A 25044-nucleotide genomic window follows, 5' to 3' on the forward strand; every position below is an offset into this window, starting at 1 on the left:
GTTGGTTTTTTGCGCCGCTTACGTTTGACGCTCCGCCGGGGCGCAGGACTAGCCGACTTCGTTTGGGTGTCAATGTTGGGCGGTGCGACTACATGACCGGACATCATGCACCTGAGTATAAAATGACGAGACGGCTATTTGATTTTAGCAAAGGCGACGCCTTCGATTTCGACAAGCAATTCGGGACGACACACATCCGCAAACGCGTAGATCGTTGGCAGAGCACCAAACCGACGCTCGCAAACAGCCCGACATTTTTCGAAGTCTTCGGGCCGTTTGACGTAGACTCGCACCTTGGCCAAGTCGGATAACTCAGCACCGACGCCGGACAAACCGTGTCGTTCACAGTTCGTTGGACTGATCAATTGTTCGATGTTGTCGATGGTCTGCTCGGTCTGTTTTTCAATGTCGTCAAGGTGGACGCTTTCGCTGTCCAAAATGCTGGCGGTACCGGAAACCCAGATCGTTGCATACTCGCCGATCATCACAGCCATCGCACGAGCGAACTTGGGGCTCTTCACGGAAAAGCTCTTCGCGTATTCAAAAGCGGAGGTCTGTTGAGGGTTTTCTAGAGAGATCAGCCGAACGTCCTTTCGATCGGTCTGTAGCGCCATCCCGCTAAGGGTCAATCCTCCGCCGGTCATGCCGATCCCCGTGCTGGCAGGATAAACCACATGTCCCTGGTCAGAAACGGTCATTCGTCCCTCTGCCTGCAACTGATCAAAGAAATCGGTTCGCGACCGATTCAATTCGCGGTAGCGTTCGATGCCTTGTTCCGGATCGGTGATGTTGCCCTGATACAACCAAACTCGCGGAACGTCCTTGAACGTTGCATTCACCCTCCCAAGCCGAGTGACCAATTGTTCGAAAACGCTCGTGGTTTCATCGAAGGCGCCCGAAACACCCGCCAGCGGACAGATCCCACCCAGGTAGATCCAACGCAGGTTGTGATAATCAATCGTAACAACATCGGGTAGCGGGAATTGCACTTTGACGTCATCGCCTCCCAACGCCCAGGCTTCGATCGCAAGTGCTTGACCACCACAAGGGGGTTGGACGATGAAGCTCGTCGCTGGCACACAGTCGCCAAAGTAGGCTGCAAACAATTTTGCGAACGCGGGAATCTCTTCTGCAGAGCGAACAAACACGGTTTGCATCGTGACCGTCATCGGTACCGATTGCTGTTTCAAGATCACCCGTATCGTCGAAATCGCTTCCCACGCCTGGTCCACGGCGCTGCCACTTGCCTGAGGCGTGACCATCAACGCCACCCGGCAGACCCCATCCAAATGGATCACCGTGTGCTGTTGATCGCTCAGCAAGCAGGCTGGCATCTTGTTTTCGCTGGCCAATGCTTCCAACTGACATCCTCCACTGCATCCTTCGCTCGTGAGCATCTGTTTCATCGGTTGCATGCGATGACAAATGGAAGCATCCGGCGAATTGCAAACGACCGCTTCCGCCCCCGCTGGGCTCGGTTGCGAACCCGCCGTCGCCGTGCGTTGGATGGATTCGTTCATCGGTTTCCTCTGTCGATTCGATTGAAAGTGGTGGGAGCTTCAAAAAGGTACGGGTCGTTTGGTTACGGCGTTGGCTGTTTACGGACGCGCGCGACTGGATCCGCCAGATCCCGCGGTCGTTGCCGAACGAGGAGGGGCCATTGCTTTGCAAAACGTTTCGGCGGTTGGAAAGCTAGCAATCACATCGGCAATCGTCGTGCAGCGAAACGTTTCCTCGATCCTTGCCATTGCGTCATCAATGCAGCGGTGCATGGGGCACAAACCAGACAGATGGGATTCGATGTCCACAGGGCAGGTTTCGATTCGTTCGAGCGGATCGATCGCGTTAATCACGTCCAATGCGGTCAGTACCGTCGGGTCACGACGCAACAAAAAACCGCCTTGGCTGCCACGTCGGGCACTGAGAATCCCCGCCTTGGTCAGTTCCTGTAGCACCTTGATCAGGTAACCAGGGGCCGCTTTGATGCCTTCGGCGATGTCCTTGACCTTCTGAGGCTCGTCCGGACGCTGGGCGATCCAGATTACGGCTCGTAGCCCGTAATCGCATGCCTCTGAGAGTAGTTTCATCGCACAAACGCTCCTTAGTGATTATTAAATAGTCTAATTACACCCCAAAACAATTCAAGTGTGCATTAAAGCACGAAACGACGCATTCCTTTAAAAAGCCACCGCTTCTGACCGGTTTTGTTTGCCTGGGTGGTCCGATCCGCGGCGGTGCGATGGAACTTGGAGAGGTCGTCGTTTTCTTCGAAAATGGCGTCGCGCGTGCTGATTTTTTGTGAAGAAAACGGAGGTGTCGATCGGGTGTAAGCCCGTTCAATTGCCGCGCACGTTAAGCCTGGTAAACCTTGCGGGGCATCGCGCAACGCATCAAGCGATTGCTCAGATTGGACCGATTCAAACAGCCATGCCGGTGACACCGGCGTTTGATGGCGTTCCGTTGTAGAGTTCGCCTTTAACGTGCATCCGAACGACTCGGGTTCAGGGATATATGCGATCGACTATCCTCTCTCGCCCGGCAATCGGCCCATTGATGTTTGTCAGCGTCGTGATTTCGCTTTCAAGCCTCATGCAGCCTTTGGCCGCTCAAACGCCGCGACCGTCCGGCACCACCAGCTCGAACCGGCAAACGCCGACCGTCCTGGCGATTCGCCGTGCGTCGCCCGCCGTGGTCAACATTCATGGCCAAAAAACGGTTCGAGCCACTGCGGCTGGAATGGCCGGAGCCACGGGGCCCGATTCGTTCCGGCAAGTCAACGGCATGGGGACGGGCGTGATCATTGACCCCCGCGGTTATGTGATCACGAACTACCATGTGGTCGAAGATGTGGATGAAATCCTCGTCACGCTCGATGACGGATCGACCACAACCGCAGATTTGGTGTCCGCACGGGTCCGAAATGACTTGGCCTTGATCAAGGTCAGTGTCAATCGCGAGCTGCCAACGATCCCGCGCGGCACCAGCAGCGACTTGATGGTCGGCGAGAGTGTCATCGCCATCGGCAATGCCTTTGGTTATGTCCACACCAGCACCGAAGGGATCATCAGCGCATTGCATCGCGATGTTCCGGTGAACGAGACGCAAGAGTACAGCGATCTGATTCAGATCAGCGCGGGGATTAACCCGGGGAACTCAGGCGGCCCGCTGCTGAACATTGATGGCGAAATTATCGGTATCAATGTGGCGGTTCGTGTCGGTGCTCAACAGATCGCGTTTGCGATTCCTGTTGATCAGGTCGTGGAGATCGTTACCGAAATGATCGACGACCACAACGAACAACGTCTACTGACGGGACTGCGAACGAACGGCGGACCCCGCGATGGCGACGGCGTGACCGTTGCCCATGTCTCCGCTAGCAGCCCCGCCGCACGGGATGGGCTGAAGCCGGGAGACCGCGTGGTCCGCGTTGGTTCGCGGCCCATCGATGATCGGCTCGACTTCGCATTGGCGTTGCTTGGAGTGACTCCCGGCGAGCCCTTAGAATTGGCCGTCGAACGCAGCGGTCGTCAAGTTGACGTTGCCATGCAATTCGATGCCGCTCCCCGGCAAGCCTCCGCGGCAACGGTCGAAGAACTCGCCTGGTCAGCGATCGGCATTCAGGCACGCCCGGTGGCGGAATCGACAATCCGCCGACTGAATGCTCGGATGCGGACCAGCTATCGAGGCGGTTTGTACATCACGGCAGTGCGACCCGGGTCTCCGGCAGACCAACAGAGCATTGTCCCGGGAGATGTGATGATCGGGATTCACGGCTGGCAGACATCCAACCTTGCCGACCTCGCCGAGATCTTTGATCACCCTGACATGCAGCGTGGCCCACGAGCCAAGTTCTTTATTGTTCGCCAAGAACAAACGTTGTTCGGCCACATGCAGCTAGCGGCTCAATCCGGAGTCAAGCGGCGATAGAGACCTTTCAGGGGTCGCGGTCGAAACGGCCGCGGCCAAGCTGATGGAGTCACAGCGCGCACGTCCCGGGGCAATCTTGCTTGTAGCGACCCGCAATCGCTCGCAAGCTTGCCGACCCAGCCGGGACGAACGCGCGCCATTGCAGGATCGCCGCATGAGACGATCCTGCCATCGATCCGACTGGCTGAGTCGTGGCAATCGGTTACAATGCCGCCAAGAAATCGCGCCCATAGCTCAGCTGGATAGAGCAACGGACTTCTAATCCGTAGGTCGTAGGTTCGAATCCTACTGGGCGTGCTAAATTTCTCACGAAAGCTACACCTGCCACTACACCCGATGCCTTGCTACCGGTAAATTGGAGGTAGGTGAACCAATGAAAAAGCCTCGTCAGTGCGGGTAACACTGCGAGGCCGATCAAGACTGCTTTCGAGGAGCAATCATGACAAAGGCAAGTGTAGCATCCACACGTCCGAAAGCGAAGGCAAACAAACCTGCCAAGCCTCGCAAGGACTTCCCTCTCTTTCCGCACGCTAGCGGACAATGGGCCAAAAAAGTTCTTGGCCAGATGCACTATTTCGGAGTGTGGGCCGATCCCGTCGCAGCTGAAAAAGAGTGGGAGCGTCAAAAGCTAGCTTTACTTGAAGGCCGAGATCCCGACGAAGCGATCTATGGCGAAACGGTGGGGTGGCTCTGCAATGCTTTCGTGGAATCGAAGGCTCTGCAAAAAGAACGCAGCGAATTGAGCGAGCGATCATTCAAAGACTACCGCAGAGTGGCTAAGGAAATCGCTACCCACTTTGGTAAAGGCCGACGACTTGATTCAATTCGCCCCAGCGACTTTGAACGGTATCGCAATTCGTTTCCCGACACATGGGGACCGACAACGATCAACAGCCAATTGCGGTTGGTCCGTGTGCTGTTCAAGTACGCGAACGACATCGAAGTCACAAAACGACCGATCCGTTACAGCATCGGACTGAAGGCCGTTCCAAAGTCTACGGTGCGCAAGCACCAAGCCACCCAGGACGCTAAGGAATACACCGCAGACGAAGTGTGGCGTTTGTATCACGAATCGCCGCAACCGATGCGAGCGTTCATTTTGTTGGGACTGAACGCAGCCTATGGCACGATGGACATTGCACGACTGCGAATCGACGACATCGACTTTAAGAACCACTGGCTTGGCGTGATGCGAGGCAAGACGGGAATCGCTCGAGGTTGTTGGTTGTGGCCGGAAACGCTCACAGCACTGCGAGAAGCGATTGACGCTAAACCGTACACCACAAGACCGAGTTTGGAGCCGTTGGCGTTCATCACGACGCACCGACGACCGTGGGCCGAAGATGGAAGCACATCGCACCCTTTGACGATGGCGTTCAACAAATTGAAGAAAGCCGCCGAGATAGACAAGCCAGGTGTTGGCCATTATGCGCTGCGTCACACGTTCGCAACCGTCGCCAGTGGTGCGAGGGATCAGCAGGCCGTCGATTACGTGATGGGCCACATCGACAACACGATGGCAGGCAACTACCGCGAAGGAATCGACCCGAAGCGAGTGAAGGCGGTCTGTCAGTTTGTGCGGAGGTGGTTCCTCGCAGGGAAGCCGAAAGGGGGTGCGAAATGAGCAAGAAAAAGTTTGTTTCACTTCGTACAGTTTTGCCGCCAGCAGAACAACAAGCCAGAGTTGAGGCGTTATTTCAGTCGGATGAATGGCTTCGCATCAAGGCGATGGCAGAGGACCATAAACGACGATACAAGCGACTTGGCGACGGCGATGATTCAATTCATCGGACATTGATTGAACTAGCTCAGGCGTTGAATTTGAGCGTCAACGAAGTCGAGAAAATGAATCCCAATGAGCTAGACCAGTATACCGATGCGATCCTACGCAGGCGAGGCGTGAAGTCGGACATCATCGACACTCAAGATGCAAGAAAACTTCTTGGCACCACCTCAAACAAAAGTCTAAAGCGTTGGGCCGATGAAGCTGGCGTGAAATCGGTAAGCCGTGGACGTTGGAGGCGATCCGACATCTTAAAAATCAAGTCGAATCGTGAAACGTAGGAAACGCAAAAAGTTTCATTCGTTTCATTCGTTTCACAACTTGGCTTTGAACCTTCTACATCGTTTTGAACCCGCTAAGAATTAAACCGTTGCCACATGGCAGCGGTTTTTTTGTTGGTACACGGAGCAAACACGATGGAAGCAAAAAACGTCCCACAGACGGCAAAGGAATTTGGCTGTGGAATTGACCACGTTCGCAAGTTGATTGACGCAGGCGAATTGCAAGCCGTCAACATCGGACTTGGAAAGCAACGATCGAGATGGGTGATCCCTTGCGAGGAAATCGAAGCGTTCAAACGACGCAGAGCAAGCCAGCGACCGATCACACGTAGCCGAAAGGCACCCCCCACAGTCACGCGAGATTGGCTGAGTGATTGAAAGAAAAAAAGCTCCCGCACAAACGGTCATGGGGGTGACCAGTTGTGGGGAGCAATCGTTTTTTACCGCCGACGGCAAATCGGCGATTTATCTTAACCTGACAGGGGATGACAGGATGAGCTTTTATTATGCCACAGAAACCGAAGAAGTCAATTGATTTTACTGCGATCAAGCAGGCCGCCGAGGGACGATGGGGCGACATCATCTCCGCGCTAACACCGCTTCCCCGCGATGTGTTGACCAAGAGAGGCGACGATCACCCTTGCCCAGTATGCGACGGCAAGACGGTTATATGGCCGGCAGATGACGCCGAGACTACGGGCTCCATTGCTTGCCGGAATTGTACCGGCAACAAGCCGACGGGCGACGGGATCGGAACCGTGGCCGCGTTTAATGGAATCACGCAAGGCGAAGCCGCAAAGTTAGTGGCCGGCTATCTTGGAATCGCAGGCGAGCAAAGCAATCCGCCCGAGCGTGACATCATCGCGGAGGTATGCCGCGACAAGCGGATGCCGATTGATGCGTTCAAGCAATTCAATCCCACAATCGAGAAACGTGGTCGAAACAAAAATCCCGTTGCTCGAGTTCCGGTTTACAACGAATCGGGCGTGGTTCATTCCTACTACGATTTTGCACCAGGGCACAAAGGCTGGTTCGCTCGAGGCGGTGGCATGGCCGGGATGTTCTTCCCAGGACGATTGCCGAAACCAGGCGAGACGTGGCACATCGTGGAAGGATGCAAGGACGCAGCCGCGTTAATCGGTCTGGGATTCAATGCCGCAGGATTGCCGACATCGTTTCTCGCCGACAAGTACGCTCAACTTTTCCAAGGTGTCAATGTCGTCATCGTTCCCGACTTGGATAACGCAGGCCAGAACGGAGCACAGCGTACAGGCGGCAATCTCAAAGGTATCGCGGCATCGGTTCGCATTGCACGATTGCCCGGTGAGATGGTCGAAAAGCATGGTGAGGATGTTCGCGACGTTCTACGCCGCACAGGCGGCGACAAGTCGGTGCGTGATGCAATCGCGGCAGCCGAGCCGTGGGCGCCAAGAGATGGCGAGCACGACCCCAAGGATGGACGACCCGAGGTGCTTGTCACTTTGAACTATGGATGGTGTGTCGATCAAGTCACGACGACGCTAGGAAAACTCGGTTGGTCAACGCCTTGGATTCCACAGACGAAGCGTGAACGGTTGAAACTGTATCAACGATGCGGTGTATTGGTGCACGTCGTCACAGAGGACGACCCCACCGAAATTTCGGGACACGTCACCATGCCGGCAGGCACGCCAAGAATCAGGCCGTTGCCGATGGGACAGCTACCCTTGCGGATTGCCGATGCTTGCCAACTTGTGGTTGAAAAGGTGACCGATGAAGGAATCGAAATAGCGGCGACACCACCACCGAGGTGGTTGATCGAAGGCGTTTTTACTCGCGGCGAATATGGCCGCGACGTTCCTACGCTCACAGGCATCATTGCCGCACCGACTTTGCGAGCCGATGGCACAATCTTACAGGCCACAGGATACGACGCGAAAACGGGATTGCTTCACGTTCCAGGCGATAAGTTTGAAAAGGTGCCCGAGAAACCAAGTCAAACGGATGCACAACGAGCCGCGAAGGAATTGCTCGAGGTGGTAGCGGATTTTGAATGGTGCGACGACGCCGACAAGTCGGCATGGTTGGCATTGGTGTTAAGTCAAATTGGACGTTCCGCTATTTCTGGTTGCGTTCCGATGTTCGCGATAACGGCGACCACCCGAGGCAGCGGAAAGAGTTTGCTTTCCGATGCTTCAAGTGTTATCGCGTTCGGACGACCAGCGGCGAGGAAACCGTACAGCCGCGACGATGAGGAACAACGCAAGGCAATCACAGCGACGGCGATTGAAGCATTGCAAGCGGTATTACTCGACAACGTGGACAAGGAGCTAGGTGGTGCGGCACTGGATGCAGCATTGACCGCGACGACGTGGAGTGACCGCGTACTCGGTTCAAGTAAGACCACCGGCGACTTGCCGTTGAGAACGATATGGTCAGCAACCGGGAACAATCTTCGCTTCGGAACCGACTTGGCCCGGCGAGTCTTGCCGATCCGACTACAACCGACGGTTGAGAATCCCGAGGAACGTACCGACTTTGAACATGCCGACTTGCTTGGTTGGGTGCGTGAGAACCGTCCCAGGTTGGCCGTGGCCGCGTTGACAATCTTGCGAGCGTATTTCGTCGCAGGACGACCACAACAGCCAGGCGGTGCGTGGGGAAGCTACGAGGCATGGTCAGCACTGGTTCGCGGTGCGATTGTCTGGACCGGGCTTGCCGATCCGTTGGCGACACGGGAAACCGCCAAGGCTGACGATTCATCGGGTTCGATTGTTCGCGGTCTGGTTGGAGGATTGCTCGAGGTTGACCAACACGGCGACGGGATGACGGTTCGCGAAATTGTGAAGGAGCTGAACCGCGATGATAACGCCGACCGATTCCCAACACTTCGCGATGCGGTGGCCGAAGTCGCGACGACCAGGGGCACAATCGACCAAAGGCGGTTGGGGTATGCCTTGCGGAAGTATCGCGGCAGAATCGCCAACGGATGGCAAATTGTCGCCGAATCTGGCCATGGTGGTATTTTGCGGTGGTTAGCTAAACCCGTTCGGACTGAAAATGGTTGTGATGGTGGGGATGGTGGGGATAAAAACCCCAGGCCTTACGTACGAGAGGTGTGTGTGTCGCACCCACACACACATAGCACACACAAAGAACACACACATGGTTCGGTTGGAAACTCCGGGGAAACATGCCAACCATCCCAACCATCCCCACCCTCTTCAAAAAATCCGCTTCCCTGCCCGAGATGTGGTGGGGATATGGAGCCCGCCGAGATTGTTGTCAACGGTTATCGAAACTACGACTGCACCACGCCGTCATGCGGCCACGTCAAACCCGTAAAGGTCCAAGCCGAAGGACAGGAGGCGAAAGCATGAGATCACGAGAACGATGCCAGTGCGGTCGCGGCAGAATGATGACGTACAGCACGAAGACTCGAGGCTCCAGGCGAATCAGCTATCTCAAGTGCAATGCGTGCGGACGCACCGGAAAAGAGGTTGCCAGCGTCGATGATGTTGGTCGATCAATCTTCGTTACCACGCCTGGTACAAACAGGACTAACCATAGTTGTGGCATTGGCGAAAATGGAAGCACGCAACCCGCGAGGACACCGTGACTTCACGAGAACACTTTGAGCAAATCCGAATGGCCGCAGAATGTCGTTTGGCCGAAACGCTCCGAGCGAAATGTGAAGCAAAACAAACTTTAGCACCAGAGGACAATACCGTGCGAACGATTCGAGAGCAGCAAAGATACGATGAGATCGCGGCCGAAGCCGAGCAGGAAGAACTTCGCAAGGCGCAGCAACGGCTTGCCGAGATTCGCGAGGCTACCGAAAAGAAGGTAGCGCCGAAGATCAAGAAGGCAGCCAGGCAGCGTGCGGCACAACAGCGCAACGCACGGATCAACGAACTGCTTGGAAAAAAACGGTGAAGTATTACGTCGAGAATCAAGCCGGAATTCAATTTGTCGTTTCCGCCGAGACATCGGTTGAAGCGATCATGAAAATCTGGGTCTTGCAAATTCGCAACGTGCCACGGACTACGCCACCAGCGATTGAAACGGAATATGCCGTCCACCTTGGACAGCGGGAACATGCGGTGCTCGTATCGAGTGCAGCGGCATGGTGGCGACTGCCACATGAGTATCGCCAATTGATTCACGATTGGATTCGAGACACCGCACATCCGGACGATTACGAACAGTTTTTCAACAACCTTGTCGATATTGAGAGAAACAGATGACAGCGACGAAAGCAAAACCGAAGCCGAAGCCAGCGAACGAATCCCAATCCTTCATAGCAGGCATCGCCGCCGATCACGAAGAAAACATTCGTGAGGCGGACCAGTTGCTACGTGAGCTCGTGATTGCAAATCGTGCAGCAAACTATAAGGAAATGATTTACTTTCGTGAGCGTGGTTGGGATGAAAGCCGCGTCAAGAGCGAGCGTCGGCGAATGCACAATGTCATTCGTGACGAAGCGATTGCCGGCGACTTGGCAACACGTAAGGCAAGCCAGGTCGAAGCGAAGAAGTCCGGCGAAGTCCTCGCTTCGGAAGGTCCGAAGCTTGACGCACAAATTGACGCCTTGCAGAAGCAACGGGACGCACTCGAGCGTGATGCTAGACTTGCGAAAAAGCGTGTTACCGATCAAACCGAAGCGGTCGTGCGATTGCGAGAACTTGCACCCGAGCACGTTCGAGAGTCTGCTAACGAGCAGCGACGATTGGTCAAGAGCAGTCTTGGTAAAACGCTAGGCGAAAAGAAGATTCGGCTAAACGAACTGGATTGCTGTTTGGATCCAGGCAAGTATGGCGACGACGTTAAGAAGTATTTGGAACAGGTCAAGCGTTCGGTTCCCGGTGCGGTCATTGAACGAAACATTCACGGTCGCCGTGAGTTGCAATTCTCGGCGGATTGGATGGACATCGAGAAGCACTTGCGAGAAGAAAAGCGAGAGCTTGAACCAGAGATTGCAAAACTTGAATCAGAATTGTCGGCAGCGTTGCAGGCAATCGAAGAATCCCTTGATTACTATGCAGGAACTTAGAACATGGCACTATCATCACTAGACGCAATCGTGGTCGCCGACGAAGCCGTTGACGATTCATCGGCTCGCTATCGTAGGCTATGCAGCTTGTATGGCGAGAAGCGAGGACGAGCATTGTCAAGGATTGTACTGGGGTTACCAGCGTCGCCAGGCTACGCACCACCGGACGCCGAGCAGATATTGGCAGCCGTTGCCGATGCGATTCTTGAAAGGTAACGATTCTGGCGAGCACGATGGTACTTACAACTCCCTATCGTGTTCGTCAGTGGGGGCGTGCTTGGCTGTTGCTTCAGGCCGAGCACGTTAGGGGGTCGTGGGTTCTGAATCTACCCACGATCCCCGTTTTGATATTCCGTGCGTGGTTGGCGCAACACAGCCACGCACGTTGGGGAACCGCGTCATGTGCCATGACTTTCCACGTGGCGTGGTTCCTGTTTTTACCCCCCCCCCAGGAGGGATTATCGGGTCCTAATGGCGGTTTCAGTCCTACTGCGGTGGAAAAAATCCCATTTCTATTCAAATATAGTCCGGCGTTTTGCTGTAACTAAAACATTTTTCCAGCGGAGGGGATAAAAATGGACGACGAGAAACGCCACTGGCCCATCACACAGGCCGACCGCCTCCAGACCGTTGTGGCATTGGGAATCATCATTCAGAGCGACGATTGGCCCTTGGCACTGCGGGCGACGAGGTTGCTTCTCCAGATGGAACAGCAAAACACCCTCTTTGATGACCATGCCGAAAAGCGAATCAAAGCCGAACTTGCCGAGCTGCTTGGATGAGGTCGAAGGAACGACATCCCACCCAGCTACTCACGTTGACCGAGTGCGGCGAAATCGCTGGCGTTTCGCGGACGACGATCGCCCGATGGCTTGACGACGGTCTCCTCGAACACGTTCAAATGCCAGGGTCGCGTTGGTGCTACGCCGTATGCTTTCGCTTACGTCGGCGGATACCGCTGGCGACTAGGCCGAGTGCACCGAAGCCGAAGATGGCGAGGGAGGTGGGTTCGGGGACAGTACCAGTAGGCGCGGTAAGATTTGGAGACTTGGCACCGGATGCAAATTCCAGTGTGTACCCGTTTTCCTCCGGGGTTGTACCGTCCTCCAATAGAACAGAGGTCAGCTTGAGCGTATGGGGGAATGTGAACCGGGTAAAACCAGATCCGCCGCCGGATGCAGTATTTAATATGCTGACCCACATAGAAATGGAGCTTTGCGAATTTCCTAATGTATCGGTTTTATGCTCAACAGTAAGCGAAGTATACGTTGCATCAGGTAGAAGGTCCCACCCGATAAAACCTCCAACTCCGGCGCTAAGCTGAATCCATCCATTGCCCCCACCTACGAAAAAGGGGTCGGTCCCTGCATACCCTTGCGAAACAGTTGAATGAGTGAAGGCCCCTGTGAGATCATAGGTGTAAAAAAGTTTAGTGTCTGCGATGGGCCCCTCACCCGATTTCCGAAGCGTGGCGATTTCCGTCGCCTGAAGATAATACTCAAATTCCACGTTACTGCTGCTATATTCAACGCTGCTATCGAGAGCCACATCGATGTCGAATCCGAGCGACAATCCTCCGTATTTGATCACCGCGTCAATCTCTGCTCTGGAATTGGAAGTTACAACCGCCGTCGGATGCCACGAAGAATCCAGACTTGCCCCAATTTCAGTCTCAGAATCGATGAGTGTAGAGATAGTCCCATAAAATTCGCTCATACTAAACTCTCTGTCGGGATCCCTAACATATATCCCAAAACTATCATAGTATCCGGGCTTTTCATAGTTAGCAAATATTCTGCCGTCTAAGAAACCCGAAACGATGGCTCCGGCAAAACAGGGCTGCGAGATGCCTGCCACAACTGTTATGAAAGCAGCCAAAAATAGAGATTGACTCTTCATTAGTGTATTCCAGTGTTTGATTAAGAGTGTTCCGAAAATTGAATTGCGTTTAAAACACGTCGCGATGTGTTACGCGACTTCAATTGGAACCTTCAGCAAGCAGATCGGTATTGGACTTGAAATCACGAACCGTCGCTGATTGACAAACCACTGAACCAGAATGGTTTGAGACGAATGCCAGTCAGAGATACCAGCAAGAACCAGCGGCGTATTATCGACGCCACCACTCGACTGGCAACTCATGCCAGAGGTCTGCTGGAAAGCATCAACAAGCTTGGAATCGTCGTCAGGATTCGTTATTGGCAGGCTGCTCGCATCGATATTCGCGAACGAGTCCACCTCAAACGGAGAAGTCATAATCCCCGCTGATGCATTGCCTGCACTAGCGACCAACGTCGCTAAGCAGACTATCACGATTGAAGTGGACCTCTTCATTTCATGAGTCGGTTTGTTGTTAGGCTACGAAAACCACATATGTAGACCCGCTGCAATCCGTATTCCCAAACCCCCTATCAGAAAGGCACTGCGACAATAGGTCACTCCTTGGCCGGCAGTTTCACGATTGTTTCTGCTATTTCCTTCACGGAAAAATATTTGGCTTCCGTTCGACGTTGGCAATGGATTCGGGGAAGGTGCGGTTGCGCACGTTTCATCGTGCGAATGAGCACGGGTGCACGCATGCGGGGAGGTGGATGCCAAATAAGGCTAAATCAATTTAGCCTTATCCTTGTCGCAGCGTCGCACGCAGTAGGTGAGGTGGATAGGCAATCTGTTGACCACGTGGTCAACGCTCATTCGCCAACAAACGAGGGGAGAAGAAGACCCATGGTCTGACCATGGGTTTAATCCAAGCACAATCGCAGCCTACCGCAAAGGGAGAAGAAAACCCTAAAGCTGCTTTAGGGTTTACTGGACCAACAATCGCAGCCTACCGCAAGCTGGCGGATAACCCCGTATCTGCTACGGGGTTTACCAAACCTCTTGACTTCGCCAAGCCGATCCGCAACCGCACTCATAACTGGGTGCGGTTTTTCGTTGGTGCAAACGTATCGTTTATCCGTGGGTATTCCGTTCGATTGTCCAGGAAAACACAAAAAACTACACCTACACCCGACTACACCCGCAGCGTCGTTTTCGTCTCTTTTATCGCTTAGCCAGATTGCGTTTCACCCCGCAAAACACGGTGTTTTCGCACCTCTCAGCATAGCGGTTTACCCACTTCTAATCCGTAGGTCGTAGGTTCGAATCCTACTGGGCGTGCCTTGCCATCCTTGCGTGATTTGCGGTGTTTCCGCGGCTCAATCGAGCGGTGCCCCCGTCATGCGGGAACCGGATCGAGCGTTTCGGTTCGTGGCGCCATGGCGACACCGCCGGTCATGGCGGCGATACCCACCGGTCGGTTCCCCTTGCTTGACGACTCCGCTTCCATCGCGTGCTTCTCCGGTTTTCTAACCTTCGTCCCACCCTAGAGCTTGCGTGATGTCCCAGATGAGAAATTGGAGTGAGCTGAAATCAGCGTGACGTGCGATGATCAACGAGACAACACCCACGAGGCCGAACAGTAACGCTGCAAAATACCGCTGACGAATCCAAGACCTCGCGGCCAGCAACTGCGATGCGACCAAAAGTATCGAACACAAACCAAGCAGACATGCAATGATACTGTCTGCTACAGGTGAACTGCGTCTGTCCCATCGGTTGGAAAGTTCACGAAACTCTTCCAGTGCCAAGATAAGCAAAATCCCCCAAAACAAGGCAAACAGTACCGACAACAGGCAGGGGATAACTTGCCAGCGAAAGGTTTGTTTGACTTCTTCCTTGTCTTGCGTCGACGACTTCCTTGGGTGCGCATGAGAAGTTGGCTGGTACGGATTCTCAGTTCCCATGGACAAACACTCGTGATCGGAGAACTTGGCTATTGCCGGAAGGACCATCGAGCATCACCATGAAGGGACTCATTCACTTTGGTTTCCCATTCGGTACCAAGGACTGAAACTTGCATGGGCGAAACATCTACGAGTTGGTCGATAAACCAATGCTTCCTTTCGAGGACGGTGCTGTGAAATGGCGAAGCGGTTGCACGGTTTTCGCCGCAGAGGGTTGCATTGTATTGCCACGGCGGTCCGAGGCACAAATTTCCCCAGCCAAGAAAACAGGACCATTCGCCTGGTTGCGACGATCCGCCACGGTGCATCGACAAAAAGGAGCACACACAAGGCGATTTCAATGTCGCTTCCATGTGTCCAAAACACCCCGCGCGTTAAATGAGATCGACACCCTTTCCGTGAGCCGCGAGGCGATAGCCGCGGGTGTTCGTGCAACAGGACCGACGGCTAGCGCCTTGTCGCTCACGTTTCAACTGCCCACGAGCAGATCGTTGTTCTACCTGTTTGATTTTGGTGACGCTTGGCGGAACTACGGTTGCCAAGGCTCGGGGCCGTCGCCTTTCCTTTGAAGGAATTTCGCATCGACCGTTTGATACCAGCCATGCAAACGCTCTCGCATTTCGTTAACCCGTTCCGGATGCTGGGCGGCGAGGTCGTTTCGTTCGGCTAGGTCTTCCTTCAAATTGTACAGATGAACTCGGCCGTCTTCGTAGCGTTCCACCAACTTGAAGTCGCCTTCGCGAACCGCTCCACCTGGGAAGCCGCCCTGGTTGCTGTAGTGAGGGTAGTGCCAAAACAGTGAACGATTCGGCAGCGCATCCCCCTTCAGCAGCGGTAAGAGATCCACACCGTCAACCTCTTGCGCAAGCTTCACCCCCGCTGCGGAAGCGATCGTCGGCAGCAGGTCGATCGAACAGATCGGCTGTGAACTCAGCGTGCCGGGTTTTGTCATGCCGGGGTAGCGAATGATCCACGGTTCGCGAATGCCACCTTCGTAAACCCAACCCTTGCCACCGCGTAGCGGCAAGTTGCTCGTCGGTGAACCTTCGCTGGTCGAAAGGCCGCCGTTGTCCGAGGTGAAAATCACGATCGTCTCGTCGGCGACACCCGATGCTTCGAGTTGCCCGAGCACCTTGCCAACCGCTTCGTCCATGGCCTCGACCATCGCGGCATAGACCGCGTGCTTTTGCAACGTGCGGACCTGACGTGGCTTGTCGCCAAAGACTTGCTCTTCGTCCCCAAACTCAGCCCCCTCGATGGTGGCCGCTTTGGCTTTGTACTTCTCTACAAGGTCGGCGCGGCCCATCAGCGGAGTGTGCACCGAGTAAAAGGCGAGGTAGGCAAAAAAAGGCTTGTCGTGGTTATCGTCAATGAACTTGGCTGTTTCTCGCGCGAGGCGATCGGGAAGGTGATCCCCTTCCGGGCTCTCCTCCGCCATCTGAGGATTTTTGAACGGGGCGAAGTACCGATTTCCCGTGTACGGGCCACCTTTGCTATAGCCACCGATGTTGATGTCGAAACCACGATTCTGCGGGTAGTACTCCTCCGTTTCTCCGAGATGCCATTTTCCGGCGAAAAACGTCGCATAGCCTTTTGACTTCAACACTTGGGCAAGCGTCGTCTCATCGAGCGGCATGTTGTTGTTTAGTGGTGCGGGATCGAACTTACCGCTCCGCGCGCCACTGAAGAAATTCGTGGCATCGACTCGCGATGGATACCGACCGGTCATCAGGCTGAACCGCGTCGGTGAACAAACCGGATTCGCTGCATAGCCATCGGTAAAACGCATGCCGGAATCGGCTAGCGCATCGACATGGGGTGTTTCGTAAAACGACTTCGGATTATTGGCACCAATATCCATGTAGCCCAAATCATCGACAAGAAAAACAACGACGTTGGGTGGTCTGAATTCGACGGCGTTCGCAACAACCGTGCAGCAGGAAAACAACGCGATAACAAGGAGCAACCTTGCTCCAAAGTGCCCTACAGGAAAGGGGTGTCGAGGGGAAGTATGATGAAGCATGAGGAGTTTCTCGTGTTGGAATGGTGAATGCCTTAAGCATCGCGTGAACAACAGGTGACGACTTTGGTAGTGGACGAGGCCACGAGTCCCGCGTTGCAGGACTCGTGGCCTCGTCCACTACGTTCGTTATTGATCCCGCGATGCTAATCTACTACAAAAACAACTCTGACGCGTTGGCCATCGTTACCTGTCGCGACCGCCAAAGGAACGGTCGATGCGTCCCGTCAGCCCTGCCCAAACGGGCGGTTCTTAATTGCCATGTTGGAAGTAGACTTCCTCGTAAGGTTGGACCACGACGAATCCGTTGCCTTGGAAACGCAGTTGCACGGATTCACCCGAGCCTCGGCCGAGGAAGGTCTTGAATTGCAAATCGGTTTTCAATTCCGGTTCCAAGTTTCCGGACCACAACACGGTCGCGTTGGGATCGGTGATGACCGGTTGCGACGGCGTCACCGGCAGCGTCATGGGGTCATAGTGCGTGGTAACAGCGACCATCCCTGTCCCTTGCAACCGAACATTGAACAATCCGCCCGCCAAGACTGCGGTCATCCGTTTCATCATCTTGATGTTGTAATCGAGCGACATCTCAAACGCCAACAAGTCGTTACCGTTGACGCAGATCGCTTCGTCTTGGAGTTGTAGGACCGTGATCTTCTTACCGGCATCGGCACAGAACACGGAGCCTTGACCTGAAACTTTCGTTAACGCCGTGCCTTCACCCGAGACCGCTTTTTTCAGCAGGTTTCCGATTCCCCGCGATAAAACCCCTTCACGCTCAAACTTGACCTGGCCGGTGTACGCCACCATGGCACCCATCTTGATCCAAACTTCACCGTTGAGATTGATGTCCAGCATTCGTTCCGATTCAAGCTCAAAGAGCCCCTGACCTAAATCGCGATCCTTTGTTTTTTCCAAGAATGCTTCGAGCGAGTACCGGTTCTCCATCATTTTTTCCCTCGTGCTTCACCTAGACCTGGCGAGAAGTGAACGACGAGCCTCCCCCAGGAAGAGGCATCGCCTATGAACCGTGATTGTAGCCGATCCCGACCGTCTCGCTCACCTTAAAGGTCCAGGCATGCTGGCAAGGCATTTTCGAGGGGTTGAGTTTCGGCATCGTGATGACGAGGTCCTCGCCTGCTTGTTGCCACGAAAGATCGCCAACACCCAGCAGCGACACGACCGCATCCGGACTGGCTTTGATTCCTTTCAAGACAAGTTTTTCATCGGGTAGCAAACCAGCAATCGCGTAGAGTGTTTTGCCCTTGCGCGTGTAAACGACCTCTTTCCGAGCGACCCCTTGTTGCTCTCCCTTCAAAAAGGTCGTTACGTCATATTTGACTCGGAAGTTGCCGGTTTTGAGCTGCGGTTGTTCACCATCGGTCCATTGGCACGTTTGTGCATGAGGAGTAGTCCCGTAAATGGCTTCGCCGTTGACCTCAAGCCAATCGCCAATTTCGGCCAACCGCTGCTCCATCAAAGGCGGGATCCGTCCGTCAGCGGTAGGGCCGATGTCAAGCAAGAAGTTTCCGCCACGCGAGACGATATCGACGAGCATCAGAACCAGCGTTTCCGTGGAATTGTAGTCTTCGAATCGTTCGGTGCGGCTGTAGCCAAAGGAATGGGCCATCCCGCGGTTCTCTTCCCAAGGTTTCTCACCGTTGGGCAAGCCCGCGCCATACTCTGTCGTGTAGTAACCGCCATGTTTGTGACGATCGCCTTTGCCCCAGCGATCATTGATGACCACCTCGTCTTTGCAGGGAGATTCATTGAACAACCAAGTGAGCATTTCCGCCGATTTCCACTTCGCAGCGGGATGATCCCATTCACCATCAGAAAAGACGACCGCCGGTTGGTACTTCTCGACAACGTCTTTGAACTGAGGAATCAGATGCTGGTCGACGAAAACGTCGACGTCCGCCTTGTAGAGTGGGTTGTACCATTCATAGAGCGAGTAATAGATCCCCATTTTGACATCGGTTTTGCGAACAGCATCGGTCAGTTCGCCAAGCAAATCCCGGCCGGGTCCCGAGTTGGTGCTACTCCACGGTCGTCCCCACGATTTGTCCGCTTCGGCGCTCGGCCACAAACAATAGCCATCGTGATGCTTTGAGGTCAGCACAACATACTTTGCCCCAGACTGCTCGAACGCCTCTGCCCACTGTTGGGGGTCGAACATCTCACAGGTAAACAGGGGGACGAAATCGGGGTAGGTAAAGCGTTCGCCATAGACGCGATCATGAAACGTCTTGACGAGCGAGTGGGCGCCTCGTTTCGGGTTTGCTAGATCGTTCCAATACCATTCGGAATAAGCGCCAACTTTTGAAAAGGCAGGGACCGAGTAGGGGCCCCAATGAATGAAGATGCCGAATTTCGCATCTTTCCACCACTGGGGCGTGTCGCGGTTGTCAATCGCTTGCCAAAGGGACTCTTCTTGTTTCGCTGCCTGGTCGGTATCGACCGATGCATCTTGCTGAGCCGATGCGACGGAGAACCATGAAACAGAAAGCATCAGGATGAGGACGATTCGCGACAAGGGATTGCCTTTTTTTGATTGGACCAAAACGGAGTTGCGGCAGGTAACGAACGATAACAGCGTAATCAATATGAGGAAAAAGGGCAGCCCTGTTCCTGTTGGCTCTCAACTTGAAAGCGGCCGACTATCGGGCTGGCTCACCCCTGACGATCACTTCCGCGATCGCGAGCGATCCGTTCCCAACCAACTCGATTCGAACTTTGCTACCGCTCAAGCGTCCCGGCTCTAAGATCGTCGGATCGCCGGTTGGCATCGGGATCGTTTTTTGCCATGCAACTGAACCTTGGGCGTCCAGGATCGAAACCACGACCGTTTGCTGTTCAGAGGTATCGAGATCGGTGCGGCCGAACAGGTCAATCTGCTCGATGACACAGGATCGCGTCAGGTCGACTTGCCACCAGGGGTGATCCTCGACCGCGGTCATCGATGTTTGCTCCATCAAGCCGTTGCCTTCCGTGACGCCGTCGAGTGCGATTTCGGCTCTTGGGTAGGCTCGCTTGTCGCGAATGAAATCGTGCGTGCTTGATTGAGCTGCGGGGCAGTGAAACGCCAAGTTGTTTCCGACCTCGTACTGAAATCCCCAGTTCGATCCCGCTTCGGTGAGCGGTGGCAGTGGGGTCCACTGCTTGGCTGCGTCGGTCAAACGCTGCACCGCATCGTCCGGCAACCGACCTCCGGAATTGGGAGAAACATTCAGCACATAAACGGAATGGTGCGAGTTGTAGCTGTCAAGCTGTTTGAGGATATAATCGACGCTCTTTCGGACACCGTAGTCCTCGTTGTTGTCCCACCACCAACCCCGTTGCAGCGTGTCGGAAGCTGCCGTAGGCCGCAGGTAATCGGGATGAAACGGATAGCGTCGTCCGGCCGCATCAGCGAAGGGCACATCCGCGTGAGCAAGGTTTGATTCATAGGTGTGGTTGACGATCAAACAATCGGGTTGGATCGCTTTGACCGTTTGATAAAGCTCCGCATACGGCACATCGTCGAAATCGGGAGTGGTGGGCCACGTCGACCATCCATCGAAATTCATGTAATCAATGGGCCCATAATTGGTCAGCAGTTCGCGGAGCTGAACTTTTAGGAACTCGATTTCCTCGCGAGTCACCTCGCCATTCTCGACGCCATGGTGGTAATCAAGAATCGAATAATACAACCCAATTTTGAGTCCACGTTTACGAAATGCGTCGGTGAATTCTTTGACGACATCGGTCTTCACGTTCGACGATGCCACGTCGTAATCGGTCGCTTGGCTATCCCACAAGCAAAAACCGCCATGGTGTTTCGTCGTCAACCAACCGCCAGCCATTTTGCTGTCGATACAAACCTGCGCCCACTGGTCACAGTCCAACCCGGTAGGACTCCAAAGCGTCGCTGGATCATCACCATAGGCTCGTCCCTGCGGTTCGTCGCTTGCGATGTTTTTGAACGTACACATGTTGTAGTGAAAGTAAGCGTGGTATCGCGTGTTGACAAAATCGAGCAACGACTCACGCGACAACTTAGGCGACGATGCACGATGCGGCTTCGTGTCGGTATCCACACTCCGTTTCAGCGGAGGTGTAAACTCACCAAGCCGTTTTTCCGTGGCGATCGCGAGGTTATCCAAATAGACATGGTGGTCGTGACTGGCGGGGGTCTTGCCACCCCGGTAATAGTCCACCCAATAGCTTTCAATCTTCAGCTTGTCCGTATTACGCCACAAATAGTCCGACTTTTCAAAAACGGGTTCGCCATCGATCCATGCTCTCGCAATCCCATCCGCTTTTCCGGGCGTGTTCAGCTTCAAGTACTGTTCGACACAATACCAATTTCCCGGTTTGATGGGTTTGTTGAACTTCAGCGTCGTTCCATACTTGTAATCGCCGGTTTTCACTTCATAGGAATAGAACCCGAGGTGTATTTGTTGGGAGTCGTTATCAGCGTCACAGGCACCCCGACACGACCAGCCCTTGGTTCCATCGGAATTCGGTCTTCCTCCCCAGCCCTCGACGTCATAAGTGCCGTCGAATCCAGGGTTTTTCCCTCGGTAACCTTCGCTGCCGTCTCGGCCGACGAAGTCCTCGGCAAAGCAGGTGTAGAACCGGACGTAAAGCTCTTCGGGTTCGTAACCGAGGTGTTTCTTAAAGAGCAACTTGCCGCTGGCTCCATAGTGCTCCCCCTTTCGGATCTCCACTTCCAAACAACGCCCATCCCAATCGCTCGTCAAGTGCTCCGACAAGTTTGAATCAACCAATCGAACGTTTTTTCGATGACCAAAGCCGCTCCAATCCTCGGACCAATCGTCCGTCTCGAAATTGCAGAAGTAGACAAGGTCGTCGCGGCCGACGAGGCCCCGCTCCAGATTGAGGGTTTCGTCCGTTTGGGCATGGAGCTGGACGTGCCCGAGGGCAGCGAGCACAACGAAGACGGAAAGAACTTGCTGAAAGAACATGATGCCTATCTCTTTGAACCTAGGTCGTGTATTCCGAGTTGAAGCGAACATAGTCGGTCGTCAGGTCACTTGACCAATACACGGCTTCGCCGTTTCCACCACCAACGCAAAGATCAAGGTTAACCTGCGGATGCTCTTTCATGGTGGCACTTAATGACGCAGCATCGAATTTGAGTGGCGTGCCATTTTCGTAAATCAATTCTTCGCAAACGCGAAGCGATACCTTTGCCGGTTCAATCGGTTCACCGGCGTATCCCGCGGCCGAAACCATGCGTCCCCAATTGGGATCGCCGCCGGTGATCGCGGTCTTCACTAACGGACTGGCCGCAACGGTTTTCGCAATCGTTTCCGCCGAGGCATCGTTCGTCGCGCCTGTGACGCGAATCTGCATCACATGGGTCGCTCCCTCGCCATCCTCGACCAACTGCTTGGCTAACTGGATCGCCAATTCGGTCAGCTCTTGTTCGAAAAGACAAAGCGAATCACCTTGCAGCGGTGTTCCTGTGCCGCTCGCCAGCAGCAACAAGGTATCGTTCGTGCTGGTGTGGCCATCCACACTGACACGATTGTAGCTCACGCGTGCAACCCTGCGTAGCATCGCATTCGCTTCCTTGGGTTCGATCGATGCGTCGGTGCAAATGACCGACAGCATCGTTGCCATGTTGGGCGCGATCATTCCAGCTCCCTTGGCCATCGCCGCAATGCGGATGGATTCGCCACCGAGTTCCAGTTCACGCGATTCGGTTTTGCGATCCTTGTCCGTTGTGCGGATCGCTTCGGCAGCTGCGAAAAAGGCCTCTTCGCGATCGGCCAACTCAGCCACCGCGTGTTCAATTCCCGATTTCACTTTTTCCATCGGCAGCAGTTTGCCGATCACCCCCGTGCTCATCACAAGCACGTCGGTTTCATCGCACCCGACGAGTGAGGCAACATGGGCGCACATCGCTTTTGCGTCCGCGTCACCTTGGCTGCCTGTACACGCATTCGCATTGCCGCTGTTGGTGACGACGGCACGAACGGTTGACGAGGGGGTCCGAGACCGACACAGGACCACCGGTGCGGCAACGATCTGGTTTGTCGTGTAAACCCCGGCTGCCACCAGTGGACGATCGGATACAATAAGTGAGACGTCTGGCTTGCCGCTTGCTTTGATGCCGCAGGTGACCCCCGCGAACCGAAAACCAGCGGGAAGGTAGATTGACGATTTCGACACAGAATGCCTCTTCAGCAGAACACCAAGAACAGAAACACGAACCGAAAACAGCGAATTGACTTTGGAAAACAATAAGGGGAATCAAGCCCCGCAGCAAGCGACCGAGCCACTCGGCGACGACGTTTTGGTTTGCATGCGGCTGTCAAAGCGGTACGGCGACTTCGACGCATTGACGGACTGTACGGTTCGGGTTCATCGTGGCGATATTTTTGGTTTGCTCGGACCCAATGGTGCTGGCAAAACCACACTCATCCGGCTATTGCTCGGCTACTTGCACCCCACCGGCGGCCAGTGCCGAGTGTTGGGGGTTGATCCCGTGGCCGATTCGGTCGCGGTGCGGCAACACGTTACGTACCTTCCGGGTGACGCGAGGCTGCCCCGCCACATGCGGGGTGACGGAGTGTTGAAGTTCTTTGCCGAGATGCATCCGTTGGGTGACTTGGATCGTAGCCGTGAAGTCGCCGAAAGTCTGGAATTGAACACCAAGACCCGTGTGGCCTTCATGTCCACGGGGATGAGACAGAAACTCGCCCTCTCCGTCGTGCTGGGCCCCCAAACTCCACTGTTGATCCTCGACGAACCGACGGCAAACTTGGACCCAACGGTGCGAGCGACGGTGCTGCGGTTTGTCGTCGAAGCTCGTGATGCGGGCAGGACGGTGATGTTGTCGTCGCATGTGTTGAGCGAAATCGAAGACACCTGCAATCGAGTCGCTTTCTTGCGACATGGCCGGTTAGCCCACCAATTATTGATGAGTGACTTGTTCCAACGTCACCGGATGACGGCAATCACGTCGGACGAGCCGATCGACGTGCCGAGTTCCTTAACCGATCAAGTGAGCCTCCACACGCACCGCACTTCGTCGGGAAACACACGGGTTCAAATCGACACGGCCGGTGACCTGGGGCCGATTTTGACGTGGATCGATTCGTTGCGTTTAAAGAATATTCGGTTTGAGCCGTTTGGGCTTCGAACGGTCTATGACGCCGTGCATGATGGCGAAACGTTCGATTGCAGTGATTTCGATGGCAATGATGCTGCGATCGAAACCGCGGAGGTGTCGTCGTGATCCATCGTGTCTTGTTGAAAAAGTACATTGGCCAATCGTCGTTGTTATTCCTGTCCTGCGGGGCGGCACTGTTCGCGTTCGCATGGATCCGCGTGTGGGTCGTCAGCTTGTTGGACATGGGGCAGTTTCAAACGATCTTGGAACAATTTCGTGAATTCGAAAAGTTCGCGCCGATCGAATTCGATTCGTTGTTCACCTACACCGGTCGAGTCGGGATGACGTTCGATGAACCGATCGTGATTCTTTGCATCGTGATCTGGTGCATTTCTCGTGGTAGTGACGTGGTCAGCGGCGAGCTCGGCCGAGGAACTCTCGAAATGGTGTTGTCTCAACCAATCAGCCGCACGCAATTGTTGCTTTCGCATGCAACGGTGTCGATTTTGGGCTTGGCTCTGTTGAGTTTGTTGGTTTGGGCTGGCGTGGGGGCTGGTGTCTATGCAACCAGCGTCGAGGAAACGGTACCCCCACCGACGGTGCGGATACCTATCATTGGAATTGACATCCCTTTAACGGTCGACCAACCTCAGACGCAAACGCTTGAGCTCCGAGATCGAGTGGACGTGCAGACGTATGCTGCATCGACGTTCCATTTGTTCTCGTTCGGCTACTTTGTTTTGGGGCTGGCGACTTTCTTCAGCAGCATTGACCGTTACCGCTGGAGAACGGTCGGAGCCACTGTGGCTTTCTATATTTTACAAATGGTGATGTTTGGGCTTGGCAAGGCAGCCGAATCGCTGAGCTATCTGTTGTCGATGACGTTCTTCAGTTGTTACAAGCCACAGAAGATGACCTCGATCGTGACGAAGGAGGGGCTCGCGGCGCCATGGACCCTGACGCATCCGCTGCTCGACATGACGCTGCCGCCGTTGGTCTATCCGTTGATTCTGTTGGGGCTTGGCACCACATGCTACGTCGGCGCGGTGGTCTGTTTCAACAAGCGAGACTTGCCAGCGCCGTTGTAGCG

The 25044-nt window shown here is 54.6% G+C and carries 24 protein-coding genes and 1 tRNA gene; 15 read left to right on the forward strand and 10 right to left on the reverse strand.

What is annotated here, in order from left to right; genetic code table 11:
- Positions 1 to 134 precede the first annotated feature (134 nt).
- Both Poly41_RS17800 and Poly41_RS17805 read right to left on the reverse strand, forming a co-directional pair.
- On the reverse strand, positions 135 to 1520 hold the full coding sequence (locus Poly41_RS17800; protein WP_146528068.1) for a RidA family protein: 1386 nt from the start codon (positions 1518 to 1520) through the stop codon (positions 135 to 137).
- A gap of 78 nt (positions 1521 to 1598) precedes the next feature.
- Positions 1599 to 2087 (reverse strand): RrF2 family transcriptional regulator, encoded by a 489-nt coding sequence (locus Poly41_RS17805; protein WP_146528069.1) that lies wholly within the window; start codon positions 2085 to 2087, stop codon positions 1599 to 1601.
- Positions 2088 to 2511: 424 nt separating this feature from the next.
- Here Poly41_RS17805 and Poly41_RS17810 point away from each other — a divergent pair, with 424 nt between their 5' ends.
- The 12 genes from Poly41_RS17810 (at position 2512) to Poly41_RS17860 (ending at position 11805) form a co-directional block, all read left to right on the forward strand.
- Positions 2512 to 3927: a trypsin-like peptidase domain-containing protein gene (locus Poly41_RS17810; RefSeq protein WP_231615746.1), complete on the forward strand. Its 1416-nt coding sequence runs from the start codon at positions 2512 to 2514 to the stop codon at positions 3925 to 3927.
- A gap of 223 nt (positions 3928 to 4150) precedes the next feature.
- Positions 4151 to 4224: transfer RNA gene (locus Poly41_RS17815), tRNA-Arg, on the forward strand.
- Positions 4225 to 4366: 142 nt separating this feature from the next.
- Positions 4367 to 5551: a tyrosine-type recombinase/integrase gene (locus tag Poly41_RS17820; protein WP_146528070.1), complete on the forward strand. Its 1185-nt coding sequence runs from the start codon at positions 4367 to 4369 to the stop codon at positions 5549 to 5551.
- Positions 5548 to 5991 carry a hypothetical protein gene (locus Poly41_RS17825; protein ID WP_146528071.1) on the forward strand — a complete coding sequence of 148 codons (444 nt, stop codon included), beginning with the start codon at positions 5548 to 5550 and terminating at the stop codon, positions 5989 to 5991. The genes Poly41_RS17820 and Poly41_RS17825 overlap by 4 nt, the downstream gene beginning before the upstream one ends.
- A 135-nt stretch (positions 5992 to 6126) precedes the next feature.
- The gene (locus tag Poly41_RS17830) at positions 6127 to 6369 is read left to right on the forward strand and encodes a helix-turn-helix domain-containing protein (protein WP_197231409.1); all 243 of its coding nucleotides are present in this window, start codon (positions 6127 to 6129) and stop codon (positions 6367 to 6369) included.
- Positions 6362 to 6526 (forward strand): hypothetical protein, encoded by a 165-nt coding sequence (locus Poly41_RS34170; RefSeq protein WP_197231410.1) that lies wholly within the window; start codon positions 6362 to 6364, stop codon positions 6524 to 6526. Before Poly41_RS17830 ends, Poly41_RS34170 begins: the two co-directional genes overlap by 8 nt.
- Positions 6498 to 9350 carry a toprim domain-containing protein gene (locus Poly41_RS17835; RefSeq protein ID WP_146528073.1) on the forward strand — a complete coding sequence of 951 codons (2853 nt, stop codon included), beginning with the start codon at positions 6498 to 6500 and terminating at the stop codon, positions 9348 to 9350. Before Poly41_RS34170 ends, Poly41_RS17835 begins: the two co-directional genes overlap by 29 nt.
- A 235-nt stretch (positions 9351 to 9585) precedes the next feature.
- Positions 9586 to 9906: a hypothetical protein gene (locus tag Poly41_RS34955; protein ID WP_231615747.1), complete on the forward strand. Its 321-nt coding sequence runs from the start codon at positions 9586 to 9588 to the stop codon at positions 9904 to 9906.
- A complete protein-coding gene (locus Poly41_RS17845; RefSeq protein WP_146528075.1) occupies positions 9903 to 10217 on the forward strand; it encodes a hypothetical protein in 315 nt (104 codons plus the stop codon). Before Poly41_RS34955 ends, Poly41_RS17845 begins: the two co-directional genes overlap by 4 nt.
- Entirely contained in the window at positions 10214 to 11023 is an 810-nt protein-coding gene (locus tag Poly41_RS17850) for a hypothetical protein (protein WP_146528076.1), read from the forward strand. The genes Poly41_RS17845 and Poly41_RS17850 overlap by 4 nt, the downstream gene beginning before the upstream one ends.
- A 3-nt stretch (positions 11024 to 11026) precedes the next feature.
- Positions 11027 to 11239, forward strand: a complete 213-nt coding sequence (locus Poly41_RS17855) for a hypothetical protein (protein ID WP_146528077.1) — start codon at positions 11027 to 11029, stop codon at positions 11237 to 11239.
- 359 nt (positions 11240 to 11598) lie between these two features.
- Positions 11599 to 11805, forward strand: coding sequence for a hypothetical protein (locus Poly41_RS17860; RefSeq protein WP_146528078.1), 207 nt, complete (start codon positions 11599 to 11601; stop codon positions 11803 to 11805).
- 139 nt (positions 11806 to 11944) lie between these two features.
- Here the strand turns inward: Poly41_RS17860 and Poly41_RS17865 are convergent, their stop codons facing one another.
- Together Poly41_RS17865 and Poly41_RS17870 are read right to left on the reverse strand one after the other, a co-directional pair.
- On the reverse strand, positions 11945 to 12922 hold the full coding sequence (locus tag Poly41_RS17865; protein WP_146528079.1) for a PEP-CTERM sorting domain-containing protein: 978 nt from the start codon (positions 12920 to 12922) through the stop codon (positions 11945 to 11947).
- Between the two features lie 69 nt (positions 12923 to 12991).
- Complete coding sequence (locus Poly41_RS17870) at positions 12992 to 13336, reverse strand: hypothetical protein (RefSeq protein ID WP_231615748.1); 345 nt, start codon at positions 13334 to 13336, stop codon at positions 12992 to 12994.
- 422 nt (positions 13337 to 13758) lie between these two features.
- Between Poly41_RS17870 and Poly41_RS17875 the strand changes: the two genes are divergently transcribed.
- On the forward strand, positions 13759 to 14076 hold the full coding sequence (locus Poly41_RS17875) for a hypothetical protein (protein WP_146528081.1): 318 nt from the start codon (positions 13759 to 13761) through the stop codon (positions 14074 to 14076).
- Positions 14077 to 14370: 294 nt separating this feature from the next.
- Here Poly41_RS17875 and Poly41_RS17880 read toward each other — a convergent pair whose 3' ends face one another.
- The 6 genes from Poly41_RS17880 to argJ all read right to left on the reverse strand — a co-directional run bounded on the left by Poly41_RS17880 (position 14371) and on the right by argJ (position 23011).
- Positions 14371 to 14808: a hypothetical protein gene (locus Poly41_RS17880; RefSeq protein WP_146528082.1), complete on the reverse strand. Its 438-nt coding sequence runs from the start codon at positions 14806 to 14808 to the stop codon at positions 14371 to 14373.
- A gap of 529 nt (positions 14809 to 15337) precedes the next feature.
- Positions 15338 to 16831 (reverse strand): sulfatase, encoded by a 1494-nt coding sequence (locus Poly41_RS17885; RefSeq protein WP_146528083.1) that lies wholly within the window; start codon positions 16829 to 16831, stop codon positions 15338 to 15340.
- Between the two features lie 249 nt (positions 16832 to 17080).
- The gene (locus Poly41_RS17890; protein WP_146528084.1) at positions 17081 to 17779 is read right to left on the reverse strand and encodes an AIM24 family protein; all 699 of its coding nucleotides are present in this window, start codon (positions 17777 to 17779) and stop codon (positions 17081 to 17083) included.
- A 70-nt stretch (positions 17780 to 17849) separates the two neighbouring features.
- Complete coding sequence (locus Poly41_RS17895) at positions 17850 to 19364, reverse strand: alpha-L-fucosidase (RefSeq protein WP_231615749.1); 1515 nt, start codon at positions 19362 to 19364, stop codon at positions 17850 to 17852.
- A 124-nt stretch (positions 19365 to 19488) separates the two neighbouring features.
- Complete coding sequence (locus Poly41_RS34175; protein ID WP_197231411.1) at positions 19489 to 21798, reverse strand: alpha-L-fucosidase; 2310 nt, start codon at positions 21796 to 21798, stop codon at positions 19489 to 19491.
- 19 nt (positions 21799 to 21817) lie between these two features.
- Positions 21818 to 23011, reverse strand: a complete 1194-nt coding sequence (gene argJ / locus Poly41_RS17905; RefSeq protein ID WP_231615750.1) for a bifunctional glutamate N-acetyltransferase/amino-acid acetyltransferase ArgJ — start codon at positions 23009 to 23011, stop codon at positions 21818 to 21820.
- Positions 23012 to 23144: 133 nt separating this feature from the next.
- Between argJ and Poly41_RS17910 the strand changes: the two genes are divergently transcribed.
- Both Poly41_RS17910 and Poly41_RS17915 read left to right on the forward strand, forming a co-directional pair.
- The gene (locus Poly41_RS17910) at positions 23145 to 24080 is read left to right on the forward strand and encodes an ABC transporter ATP-binding protein (protein WP_146528267.1); all 936 of its coding nucleotides are present in this window, start codon (positions 23145 to 23147) and stop codon (positions 24078 to 24080) included.
- Complete coding sequence (locus tag Poly41_RS17915; protein ID WP_146528085.1) at positions 24077 to 25042, forward strand: ABC transporter permease subunit; 966 nt, start codon at positions 24077 to 24079, stop codon at positions 25040 to 25042. The genes Poly41_RS17910 and Poly41_RS17915 overlap by 4 nt, the downstream gene beginning before the upstream one ends.
- Positions 25043 to 25044 lie beyond the last annotated feature (2 nt).

The organism is Novipirellula artificiosorum (assembly GCF_007860135.1).
Lineage (GTDB): Bacteria > Planctomycetota > Planctomycetia > Pirellulales > Pirellulaceae > Novipirellula_A > Novipirellula_A artificiosorum.

Coding starts and splice junctions, on each gene's coding strand:
- Poly41_RS17885 (WP_146528083.1), bottom strand. CDS start 16,831: ATGCTTCATCATACTTCCCCTCGACACCCCTTTCCTGTAGGGCACTTT.
- Poly41_RS17910 (WP_146528267.1), top strand. CDS start 23,145: ATGCGGCTGTCAAAGCGGTACGGCGACTTCGACGCATTGACGGACTGT.
- Poly41_RS17880 (WP_146528082.1), bottom strand. CDS start 14,808: ATGGGAACTGAGAATCCGTACCAGCCAACTTCTCATGCGCACCCAAGG.
- Poly41_RS17830 (WP_197231409.1), top strand. CDS start 6,127: ATGGAAGCAAAAAACGTCCCACAGACGGCAAAGGAATTTGGCTGTGGA.
- Poly41_RS17835 (WP_146528073.1), top strand. CDS start 6,498: ATGCCACAGAAACCGAAGAAGTCAATTGATTTTACTGCGATCAAGCAG.
- Poly41_RS17860 (WP_146528078.1), top strand. CDS start 11,599: ATGGACGACGAGAAACGCCACTGGCCCATCACACAGGCCGACCGCCTC.
- Poly41_RS34175 (WP_197231411.1), bottom strand. CDS start 21,798: ATGTTCTTTCAGCAAGTTCTTTCCGTCTTCGTTGTGCTCGCTGCCCTC.
- Poly41_RS17820 (WP_146528070.1), top strand. CDS start 4,367: ATGACAAAGGCAAGTGTAGCATCCACACGTCCGAAAGCGAAGGCAAAC.
- Poly41_RS17825 (WP_146528071.1), top strand. CDS start 5,548: ATGAGCAAGAAAAAGTTTGTTTCACTTCGTACAGTTTTGCCGCCAGCA.
- Poly41_RS17805 (WP_146528069.1), bottom strand. CDS start 2,087: ATGAAACTACTCTCAGAGGCATGCGATTACGGGCTACGAGCCGTAATC.
- Poly41_RS17865 (WP_146528079.1), bottom strand. CDS start 12,922: ATGAAGAGTCAATCTCTATTTTTGGCTGCTTTCATAACAGTTGTGGCA.
- Poly41_RS17855 (WP_146528077.1), top strand. CDS start 11,027: ATGGCACTATCATCACTAGACGCAATCGTGGTCGCCGACGAAGCCGTT.
- Poly41_RS17875 (WP_146528081.1), top strand. CDS start 13,759: ATGGGTTTAATCCAAGCACAATCGCAGCCTACCGCAAAGGGAGAAGAA.
- Poly41_RS17810 (WP_231615746.1), top strand. CDS start 2,512: ATGCGATCGACTATCCTCTCTCGCCCGGCAATCGGCCCATTGATGTTT.
- Poly41_RS17890 (WP_146528084.1), bottom strand. CDS start 17,779: ATGATGGAGAACCGGTACTCGCTCGAAGCATTCTTGGAAAAAACAAAG.
- Poly41_RS17850 (WP_146528076.1), top strand. CDS start 10,214: ATGACAGCGACGAAAGCAAAACCGAAGCCGAAGCCAGCGAACGAATCC.
- Poly41_RS17800 (WP_146528068.1), bottom strand. CDS start 1,520: ATGAACGAATCCATCCAACGCACGGCGACGGCGGGTTCGCAACCGAGC.